The following is an 11,766-nucleotide window of genomic DNA, read 5'->3' on the forward strand; positions in this document are numbered from 1 at the left end:
TGCATTATCTCTCGCGGAAAGCTTCTCTAGCTTTAAATACTGGCTTAAGTAAATAGTCCAAAATAGTTTTCTCACCCGTACGTATTTCTACCGTAGCCGTCATACCGGGAATAATTGGCAGTCTCTTACCACCAGACTCAAGCCAACTGGTATCAGTGAGTATTTGAACCCGATAATAAATAGCATCTGGGCGACCTGCGGCTAATTTCTTTTCATCTTGTAAAGTATCAGGGCTTATGAGGACCACCTTTCCTTTAAGGCCACCATAAATACCGTAGTCATAAGCAGACACTTTTACGGTAGCTGGGAGTCCTGGGCGCAGGAATGCAACATCCTGTGGCTTAATCTGCCCCTCAACAATCAGTTGATCTTCCAATGGAACAATTTCCATGATATCCGCACCCGGTTGAATAACACCGCCAATCGTACTGATGCTGACATTTTTAACCGTGCCATAAACCGGGGCATAAATAGTGGTACGCTCCAGCACATCTTTACGCCCTACCAGGCTTTCTGTCAGCTGTGCAACTTCAAGCTCAGACTTGGTCAATTCAGCGTTGGCCTCGCCCTGGTAACGGTTACGGCGCTCTACAATCTGGATCTCCAAATCATTGGCCTGACGCCTCATACGCAGCAACTCAACTTCGGAGATCAGGCCACGAGCGGCCAATGGCGCGGTCATGGATAACTCTTTCAAAATAAGGTCACGACTGCGCTCTAATGCACTCAAGCTATCATCAAGAGACTTTTTCCGTGATTCATATGCTTTGGTTTCCTGCGCAATCAACGAAGGATATTTCTGTAGTTCCTCTGGGAATTTCAACGGCGTCTGATAAGCTTCGGCCTCTAACCGCGCTATCATTGCTTTTAATCCCATTAATTTGGCATTCATTTCCTGATAGGTGGAACTCGCTCGCGTTGGGTTTATTTTGAGTAACGGCTGCCCCTTCTCAACAATATCACCTTCACGCACTAACATTTCATCGATAATACCAGCCTCTAGGCTCTCTATTACCTGCTCACGGCTTTTTGAAATAATCTTTCCTTCGCCTTGAGTAATTTCTTCTACATTCGCATAGTGTGCCCAGACAATCCCTGTAAATAGAATAATAACGATAATATATAAAACAGAGCGTGAGCCAGGTGCCGATTGAATAAGTAATGACTCACGCAAGTCACTCATAAAAGCCGCATCCCCCGCCTTTAACGGTGCAGACTTAGGCGTGCGCTTTAAACGGCGCAGAATTTTATTGAACATTTCTAAATCCCTTACGGTGTTTAACCAGGCTGATTCTCAGCCTGAATAATTTAGCTGGCAGCAGAAGAAGCTTTTACCGCCGGGTTTTGCTGAGTTGAAGGCTTTTTCCCCGCCGATTCACGATCGCTAGTTGCGCTCAACGCGGCAATAATTTCATTTTTTGGCCCGTCGGCGACGATACGCCCTTCATCAACTACCAGGATCCTGTCGACCAGGTTAAGTAACGATGTCCGGTGGGTGACCAATATCAACGTCTGGTCTTTAGTCGCATTATTCAGACGCGCCATAAAAATGGCCTCAGTCTGCGTATCCATAGCACTCGTTGGTTCGTCCAGTAACAGTATTTGTGGCCGTGCCAGCAAACTGCGCGCTAAAGAAACCAGTTGACGCTGCCCTCCAGACAATCCTTCCCCCATCTCACCGATAGGAAGGTTGATCCCCATAGGGTGTTTTTGTGCAATCAGGTCCAACCCCGTCAGTTGCAAAACGCGCAGCAATTCATCTGTAGAGGCTTCTGGACGACCGATCATAATGTTCTCGCGCAGCGTGCCGTAGAACAGACGAGCTTCCTGACCCACGTACCCCACGGTGCTACGCCAATCCGCCGGGTCAACCTGTGCAACATCAATACCCCCGATCAACATCTGCCCCGCTGTTGGTTGGTACAGGCGAGCAATCAGACGCAGTAACGTCGACTTACCGCTGCCTATTTTGCCCAATATTGCTACTCGTTCGTTGGGAGCGATGGAAACATTGATATTCTCGAGTACTGGCTGATTCGGTTTATCCGGTGGTGCTGGATAAGCGAATTTAATGCCTTTAAGTTCCAACTTTCCTTGAAGTGAAGGTAACGGCAAATATTTTTTATTAACTTCACGATCAAGCGGCATATCCATCAGGCGATTCAACGATGTCAATGCTGCTTTGGCCTGCTGGAAACGTACCGCCAATCCTGCAACCTGCGTCAAAGGAGCGGTTGCTCGCCCGGCCAGCATCACGGTGCCTATCAGGGCCCCTTGGGATAAAGAACCATTGCCTATTAAGTAAACGCCGAGCACGACAATAATTACCGTCTGCAACTGCTGCAGGAAAGTCACCAGATTCAGCGCGGTGCTGGTCAGCTGGCGCGATTTCATCGAAGTACTGGCAGCGGCCGCACTGAAAGCTTCCCAACGGCGCGTCATATAGCCTTCGCCGCCCACGGACTTGAGTGTCTCCATGCCTTCGATAGACTCCAGCAGCACGCCTTGTTTCAGCGAGGATTCCCGCAAGTTTTCACGCATAGTTCGCGCCAATGGCCACTGGATAAGCACGCTGATCAGTACGATGCAAGGTATCATCAACAGGGGAACCCACCCCAGCGAACCGCCAATCACAAAAATCACGCCAACAAACAGCAACACAAACGGCAGATCGGACAGGGCTGCTAAGGTTGCCGAAGTAAAGAAGTCTCGTACCGATTCAAATTCACGCAGTTGGTTGGCAAAGGCGCCGGCAGAAGGCGGCTTGTGCTCCATGCGCACCCCCAGCGCCTGTCGGAATAACCGAGATCCCAACACCAAATCGGCTTTTTTAGCCGCCATATCCAACAGACTGGCACGGGTATAACGTGTTATCGCTTCAAAACACATGGCAATCGCCACACCGATAGCGAGAGACCAAAGCGTCACGTAAGCCTGGTTTGGCACCACTCGGTCATAGACGTTCATGGTGAAAAATATGCTGGCCAGCGCCAGAATGTTGACAATAACCGCGGCAAGGGCCGCGCTGCGGTAGTAGCTGCGATAACGCCACAATGTGCTGAACAGCCAATGCCCGGCTGAGTGCGGGGTCTCTTCACCTGCACGTACATCGATCTGAGCACTGGGCTTAACCAGAATGGCATGCTCTGAATACCAGCTTGACAGCTCCTGTTGATCGATCTCTACCGGTGAGTCGAGCCCAATCTCAGGCAGAATGATCTGGAAACGCAGCTTACCTTCTTCATCACGTCGAGAAGCCAAGAGAATCGCCGCACCACGATCTTTGCGGAGCAATATGATAGGCATCAGATGTGAAGAAAACTCATGCGCACGGCGGCGAACCATGCTCGCAGTAAGATTTGCATTACTTAATGCACTCATAGCCTGAGACGGAGTCAGTTGATTACCTTTAGGTAACCCTGCACATAGGCTTTCAACACTCCTTGGAGATCCCTGGTATTCACACATCCACTGCGTGCACTCAAGTAGCGTATCCACAATCCGTTCTGGTGGTGGAAGAGTAAATGAGTTTTCGCTCTGATCCGGATGATCTTTTTCTGACAACATGATTCATAATCCTTTGGCGTCTTAATCGACCCAAGCTTTGGTAACGTTTGATTAATCAGACATAACCTTTTCGCTATGCCTATAAGAATCAGGGGGAAAAGGAATCAGGAAACACCAGTGTCTCCCTCTCGCTTTCTATGGAGCACACTTTAAATTCCAACGACTTCTATGTCTGTCAGGCGTGTTCGAATTTAAATGAAAGAGTGTAGGACCAGTACTAAATGGGGATTCTTACTTTTTTTATCCTGGGATGGATAGCTGGCTCCGAGTCTTGATATTAACCATGCGTAATGCAATGTTAATAATACTCATTAGGTTATTTTCATTAAATAAATTAATATAAGACTGAAATGCAATGTGTTGGCGCAGTCGAGTAACTATTGCCGAGGGACGCAAGATAATGGTCAATAACGATATCTGCCAAAAACATTTAATACCACAGCATCATTATCTGCAACCTTAGGCAATAAAGATGAATGCCACTCTCTAAAGTAAATTTATAGGACTTTGAAAATATCTTTATTTATATTATCAAAGAAATGATTAATATTATCTAAACCAACCTTTGACAGGGCACTCCTTTTATAATGAGATATTGTCTTATCCGACAGTCTGTTCTGTTTTGCCAGTTTAATATTAGACTCACCATTAAGAAGGTTTATAATTACATTCTTTTCCATACTAGATAATAGTTCTATCTTGCTCCCGCTCTCGTATCCCTTGCGAATCATCGCACGGGCCCCTATAAACGTTTTTATCCTCACACTCTGATAGCCAAAGTTTGAGCAAAGCTTCATAACGTTATGATTCTTTGATACAAACACCACATCATTATTCATTCTTTCAAAAAATAGTAATGTTTTAAAATTAGACACCATATCATCAAGACATACAATAAACAGTACTGACTTATCGTAACGCAATGTTTTAAATAAAGAGTTGAATGACAACCTTGATATTTCAGCATCAGGAAAGTCACTCATCAGTTTAGACACTCCCAGGTAAAAATAACTGTCATTCGTGACTATAAAAAACTCCCTCTTCATTCTCCCTCCGCAAAATTTATTTTTTTAAATATAAAAAAGGATTATATCCTCCACTTTTTATCACGGAGGATACTTTGATACTCACGCTGAGACTTGTTGTAATACGCAGGCAAGAATAACGAACGCGATTATCATTCAGCTAATACTAAGCGCTGCGAGGCTATTAAAGTTTAAATTACACATTTTAATCGCTTACCAGTCCAATTATTTGCAGATCAAAACGGCGGCCCGTGAAACGGCATGTTTTTGTTCACGGGTATACTTTAACTCTTGCTCAGCTTCAGCACGCGTTACAGAAACAGGCGCTGATTTGCCATCATTAGAAACTTTTATAAAATAGGTTTTTCCAGCCTCTAGCTTAACACGATAAAGCTCCTCCGTTTTGCCACGATATAATGGCGCATCGTGCCGATAAGCCCCTAAGGTATGCTCACCTGGGACAAGACAAAAATTGGAAAAACCACCGGGTAATAGGGATGTATGATAATGCCCATCAACATAGACATTGGCGCCGGATGATCTCTGCTCCCCAGAAACTGTACGGTAATAAATGACACGTGCTTTGTCAGAGGCAGTGGCTGGCAACGTATGATACTGCTCACCGAATACCGTCAGCTTAGGCATCTGCTGAACTGTCTGGCTAAAAACGTTAGGAACCAGCGCTAGCGATAACAAAACGGTCAAAATGACTTTTGTGTTCTTACGATACATTTTAAAAATTTTCCTTGATAATCCTGCTTGAGTTTACGCCCCTCGAAAGGGCGTAAACGATTGATATCTGAATATTGAAGGGGCCGACTGGCAGCCCCTTGCGTTAATGTTACGAGTACTGGACGGTAACCCCCTGCTGTACCAGGATTTCTGCATCCAGCCCGGTGTGATGATAAACATCGTAAGAGACACCTGCAGAAATCACCTCACCGAGGTTTTCCCAATCACCTACGTCCATGCCGTTAGGCAGCAGATCGCTCAACATCACCACGTCGCCCGCATTACCCTTGACCGCCATCTGTACGCTGTCGTCGTTGATGAATGCGCCACGGAAGCCCTGATCCAACACATCGCCCAGAGAAATCTTCAACGTGTTGTTGCCAGAACCGGTGATGTCGATCACTTCTACCGAACTCAAGCGCCCCGACCAGGCAGACAAATCCAACACCTGATCCGCACCGGTCAGTTTCAGCGTGTCAACGCCGCCGTTACCTTCGATCACCTTGACATTGTTGAGCAAGTTGACATCGTCTACCGTGAAGATGTTATCGCGGTTTTGCCCGTAGACTTCAGACACATCCCCTGTGATTCCCATATTCACGCTCGGTGCTGAACCGCTGGTGCTAGCAAAGCTCGACAGGTTACCGGCCTGATCCACCAGGGCTGCACTGGCACTGCTTACCGAACCCACGTCCAGCGTCACTGACCCGGCGGTGATATCCTGCGCAGTCAGAGTGTGCTCGAAGCGATGAGCACCGCCGTCGGCAACCACGGTAATGCGATCGCCTGCCATAACGTTTGCCGGGTTAAACTCAACCAGCAGATTTCCCCCTTCCAGATGGACCGCACTAGGCGCTCTCAGTGCGACAGCATCAAGCACCACCGCCTGCGACATGACAAAGCCACTGTTACCAGACTGATCAACCACACGGGTCTGGATAGCCCAGTTAGCTGCATGCTCACTCAAATCCTGAGCAGCCCACTTCGTGCCTTCCACCAGTGCGTCAAACCAGGTGCGACCACCGTCAGTAGACACTTGCAGAGTCTGCCCAGCGACCAACTCCCCACTCAACGTACCGTACATCAAACGCCCTACATTGCCGTTGTCGGTAACAAAGTCATTACCGTCAAAGCCGGAGTCCTTGCCCATTTCCGATAGGCGAGCTACCTGAGTTGGACCGTTTCCGGTATAGACGATCAGATCAAACGCATCAGAAGCGGTACTACTGTTACCTGCAACATTCACTGCAACTGCGGTGAAGCTGTATTCACCATCGTTCAGATCGCGGGTTGGCGTCACGCTCCAACGTCCCTGGCTGTCCGATTGAGTGCGGCCAATTTCGACACCAGCGCCATCATAAATAATCACCGTCATATCAGGTTCACTGCTGCCTGAGATTTGAGGACGACGATCATCGGTGACATCGCCGGAGGTCAACTTTCCTGTCAGTGGACCAACATCGTCCATCACTGATTCAATAACCGGTGTTTCTGGCAAATGAACGATAATCGTGGTCGGCCATGCCTGAGAGATACCAGACTGATTACCCACCGCGTCGGTCGCTCGTGCGGTAAAGCTGTGCTGACCTTCTAACAGTTCGCTTGCCGGTGTAAATGTCCAATTACCACTGGCATCGGCGTTAGTCTCACCAATCTTGGTGTTGTTATCGTAAATCTCAACCTTGGCGCCCGCTTCCGCTTTGCCTTTCAGCGTCGGCATCGTATCGTCGGTGATGTCACCTGGCTCAAGAATGCCCGTTTTTTCGCCCACATCGTCATAGAGGCTGTCAATGGTTGGCGCATCCGGTGGCGTGGTGTCCACAGTCACTACCCACGGATCGGACGGCTTGGATTGGTTACCGGCCTTGTCTTCGATGATCACTGCAAGCTCGTGCTCACCTTCGCTCAACGCCGTTTCCGGCGTAAAGGTCCAATTACCGTTTTGATCCACGGTGGTTTCACCGATCTTGGTACCGTTGTCGGTAACAATAATGGTGTCACCCGGCTCGCCTTTACCGTTCAGGGTTGGCTTGGTGTCATCGGTGCTGCCGCCATTGGCGATCGGCCCCTGTACCGTACCCTGATCGTCAAGCACTTCGCTGATCCCCGGGCCATTGCCATCAACCCCTGGCTGGTCTGGAGGAGTAATGTCAATCACCAGATCCCACGGTTGGGACGGCGCGGAAACGTTGCCAGCCGCATCGGTAGCACGGACGGTAAAGCTGTGATCGCCTTCTGCCAGTGCGCTTGCCGGTGTAAATGTCCAGTTACCGTTGGCATCAGCAGTGGTTTCACCGATCTTGGTGACGTTGTCGTAGATCGCAACCTTCGCACCAGCTTCTGCCTGGCCTTTCAGCGTCGGCGTGGTATCGTCGGTCACGTCACCCGGCTGCAGTTCCCCGGTCTTGCTGCCCGCGTCGTCATAGAGGCTGCCAATGGTTGGTGCATCTGGCGGCGTCGTATCCACAATCACCACCCACGGATCGGACGGTTTAGACTGATTACCGGCCTTGTCTTCGATGATCACCGCGATGTCATGTTGACCTTCGCTCAGATCGGTTTCCGGCGTAAAGGTCCAATTACCGTCTTGGTCCACGGTGGTTTCACCGATCTTGGTACCGTTGTCGGTAACAATGATGGTGTCACCCGGCTCGCCTTTACCGTTCAGGGTTGGCTTGGTGTCGTCGGTGCTGCCGCCATTGGCGATCGGCCCTTGTACCGCACCCTGATCGTCGATCACGTCGCTGATCCCTGGGCCATTGCCATCAACCCCTGGCTGGTCTGGTGGAGTAATGTCAATCACCAGATCCCACGGTTGGGACGGCGCGGAAACGTTGCCAGCCGCATCGGTAGCACGGACGGTAAAGCTGTGATCGCCTTCTGCCAGTGCGCTTGCCGGTGTAAATGTCCAGTTACCGTTGGCATCAGCAGTGGTTTCACCGATCTTGGTAACGTTGTCGTAGATCGCAACTTTCGCACCGGCTTCTGCCTGGCCTTTCAGCGTCGGCGTGGTGTCGTCGGTCACGTCACCCGGTTGCAGTTCCCCGGTTTTGCTGCCCGCGTCGTCATAGATGCTGCCAATGGTTGGCGCAACTGGTGGCGTGGTGTCTACAATCACGACCCACGGCTCGGATGGCTTCGACGGGTTACCGGCCTTGTCTTCGATGATCACTGCAAGCTCGTGCTCACCTTCGCTCAACGCAGTTTCCGGCGTAAAGGTCCAATTACCGTTTTCATCCACGGTGGTTTCACCGATCTTGCTACCTTTGTCGGTAACAATGATGGTGTCACCCGGTTCGCCTTTACCGTTCAGGGTTGGCTTGGTGTCGTCGGTGCTGCCGCCATTGGCGATCGGCCCCTGTACCGTACCCTGATCGTCGACTACGCTGCTGATCCCCGGGCCATTGCCATCAATCCCTGGCTGGTCTGGTGGAGTAATATCAATCACCAGCTCCCACGGTTGGGACGGCGCGGAAACGTTGCCAGCCGCATCGGTAGCACGGATGGTAAAGCTGTGATCGCCTTCTGCCAGTGCGCTTGCCGGTGTAAATGTCCAGTTACCGTTGGCATCAGCAGTGGTTTCACCGATCTTGGTGACGCTGTCGTAGATCTCAACCTTCGCACCGGCTTCCGCCTGGCCTTTCAGGGTTGGCGTGGTGTCGTCGGTCACGTCACCCGATTGCAGTTCCCCGGTTTTGCTGCCCGCGTCGTCATAGATGCTGCCAATGGTTGGCGCAACCGGTGGCGTGGTATCCACAATCACGACCCACGGCTCGGATGGCTTAGACAAGTTACCGGCCTTGTCTTCGATGATCACTGCAAGCTCGTGCTCACCTTCACTCAGCGCGGTTTCCGGCGTAAAGGTCCAATTACCGTTTTCATCCACAGTGGTTTCACCGATCTTGGTACCGTTGTCAGTAACAATAATGGTGTCACCCGGTTCGCCTTTACCGTTCAGGGTTGGCTTGGTGTCGTCGGTGCTGCCGCCATTGGCGATCGGCCCCTGTACCGTACCCTGATCGTCGATCACGTCGCTGATCCCTGGGCCATTGCCATCAACACCTGGCTGGTCTGGTGGAGTAATGTCAATCACCAGATCCCACGGTTGGGACGGCGCGGAAACGTTGCCAGCCGCATCGGTAGCACGGATGGTAAAGCTGTGATCGCCTTCCGCCAGTGCGCTTACCGGTGTAAATGTCCAGTTACCGTTGGCATCAGCTGTGGTTTCACCGATCTTGGTGACGTTGTCGTAGATCGCAACTTTCGCACCGGCTTCTGCCTGGCCTTTCAGCGTCGGCGTGGTGTCGTCGGTCACGTCACCCGATTGCAGTTCCCCGGTCTTGATACCCGCATCGTCAGAGATGCTGCCAATAGTCGGTGCATCTGGCGGCGTGGTATCGACAGTCACCACCCACGGTTCGGATGGATCAGACAAGTTGCCTGCCTGATTTAGCGTTACAAAGGTCAAATCATGCTTGCCATCGACCAGCGGGGTGTCAGGAGTGAAACTCCAATTCCCAGACGCGTCTGCCGGTACTCGAGCAATTTCCTGACCATTGTCGTAAATAATTACCGTAGAGTTCGGCGTTGCGGTACCTGCAATACTCGGGGTCGCATCGTCAGTAACATCACCCGACGCGAGGTTATGCACGATATCGCCATAATCGTCGTAGACTGAATCGACGATAGGCGCGTCAGGTGCACCAAGTACAACATTGATGACCCATGGGGCTGATGCCTCGGAAACGTTACCTACAAGATCGGTTGCCGTTACGGTCAAACTGTGTGAACCCGTATCGATTGGCGTCGCAGGAGTAAAGCTCCAGTTGCCTGATGCATCGGCTTGAACTTCACCAATCTTGTTACCATGGTCATAAATCGTGACCTTGCTACCGGCTTCAGCACGCCCTTTCAGCGTTGGCGTATTATCATCCGTGGCGGCACCATTCAATACCGGCCCCGTTACCGCGCCCACGTCATCAAGCACTTCGATAATCTGAGGTTGGGCTGGTGGCAAAGTATCAATGGTAAAAATGAACTTGGCGGAAGACAGACCGGTGTTGCCAGAGAAGTCGATACCCACAGCCCTGAATTGATATTGACCATCAAGCAGTGGAGAAATCGGCGTAAAGCCCCAGATACCGGCCTGATCGGCATAAGTCGTACCTACCAGTGCGTTACCGTTATAAATAGCAATCAGACAGTTAGCTTCACCTTTCCCGGTAAGCGTCGGCGTATTATCGTTGGTATAGCCGTTTTTGCTGATCGCCGCCGCCGTACCTGTGTTATCGGCAACTACGCTGGAAATTTCAGAGCGTGAAGGAGCCACCGTATCGATGATCAAGACGATGTTACTGGAGGTTTGATTGCTCGCTGCATCGCGAACATAGAGAAGCTGACCACCTTCCTGCAGTGGTACAGAGGGGGTAAATGACCAGTTGCCCGCCATGTCGACGTTAGTGAAGCCGATTGACTCACCGTTCTGGAAAACTTCCAGCTGTGCGCCAGGCTGCCCATTGCCTTCAAGCTTTGGTGTTTTATCGTCGGTAACGCTGCCACTCACTAAAGATCCCTGCTTGCTACCAATCTGATCATAAACAGCGGTGATTGATGGTTTTACAGCGGGTACCGCATCTTCTAACAGGTTTGCAGACAACAAAGGCATTACATTGGCATTCATTGGAGCAGGTGGTGCCGCATCCATTGGCTCTAATGCCATATTCATCAGCGCTGGTGCAGCACTCGTTGGCTCTGCTGCCACATTGATTGGCTCTGGCGTTACGCCGCTGGTTGGGTTCAGCGATTCACCCAGGTTTTCCATGGTTTGCAAAATGGTTGCATGCTGGATCACCTTCAAAGAGACCGCTTCAGCCTGCTCCTGCTGTGTCCCCAGATAAATGCTGGTCAAGGCTACCGGCCCTTGAGCTGGAAGATCCTCGGCGAAAACATGCTGGCGATATTCGCCATTATTGGTCAAGCTGAAAACTTTGCCGTTAGTCAGGGCAAAATCCTTGATGACAACGGTAGAAGGCGTCTGTGAGTCTGCATAAAACTTCAGATGCAGATCGTTATCAACCCGTTCTGCTGTCAGGTTTTCGTTAATATTAACACCGTCTCTCTCAGTAATAATATAGCGAGCACCCTCCATAGATTGGATAGGTAAATATAAACTCTCAACCTCATTTACAGGATAGAAAAATAAAGTTTCATCATCAGTTAAAAAAGCAAAGTTCATTGCGTTATTATCCGTATACGTATATCTATTTAAAGGTAAAGCAAGCCTAAAAAATATAAAAAGGTTTACTTCGGTAATATTTAAAACTAAGCGCGCGAGCCTCTTAGCTCTAACTCAGATGTTCTCTTCCTGACAAAGCATTCATAACCTCTGATGTCTCAACTCAGCAAATCTCTCATCGACTTACTGGATAAATCATGAAGTCTT

The 11,766-nt window shown here is 50.1% G+C and carries 5 protein-coding genes; all 5 read right to left on the reverse strand.

All coding sequences use genetic code 11. The features are described 5' to 3' along the window. Positions 1-4: 4 nt before the first annotated feature. A complete protein-coding gene (locus AC2A1E_RS05465; protein ID WP_484382918.1) occupies positions 5-1,258 on the reverse strand; it encodes an HlyD family type I secretion periplasmic adaptor subunit in 1,254 nt (417 codons plus the stop codon). A 50-nt stretch (positions 1,259-1,308) separates the two neighbouring features. Beyond that, the gene (locus tag AC2A1E_RS05470) at positions 1,309-3,567 is read right to left on the reverse strand and encodes a type I secretion system permease/ATPase (protein ID WP_484382919.1); all 2,259 of its coding nucleotides are present in this window, start codon (positions 3,565-3,567) and stop codon (positions 1,309-1,311) included. A gap of 497 nt (positions 3,568-4,064) precedes the next feature. Further along, positions 4,065-4,550 (reverse strand): LuxR C-terminal-related transcriptional regulator, encoded by a 486-nt coding sequence (locus AC2A1E_RS05475; RefSeq protein ID WP_484382920.1) that lies wholly within the window; start codon positions 4,548-4,550, stop codon positions 4,065-4,067. A gap of 267 nt (positions 4,551-4,817) precedes the next feature. Continuing rightward, positions 4,818-5,324 (reverse strand): hypothetical protein, encoded by a 507-nt coding sequence (locus AC2A1E_RS05480; RefSeq protein WP_484382921.1) that lies wholly within the window; start codon positions 5,322-5,324, stop codon positions 4,818-4,820. Between the two features lie 109 nt (positions 5,325-5,433). Next, a complete protein-coding gene (locus AC2A1E_RS05485) occupies positions 5,434-11,472 on the reverse strand; it encodes an Ig-like domain-containing protein (protein ID WP_484382922.1) in 6,039 nt (2,012 codons plus the stop codon). Positions 11,473-11,766: the final 294 nt, after the last annotated feature.

This window comes from Serratia sp. HNCC26DJ206 (assembly GCF_057180605.1).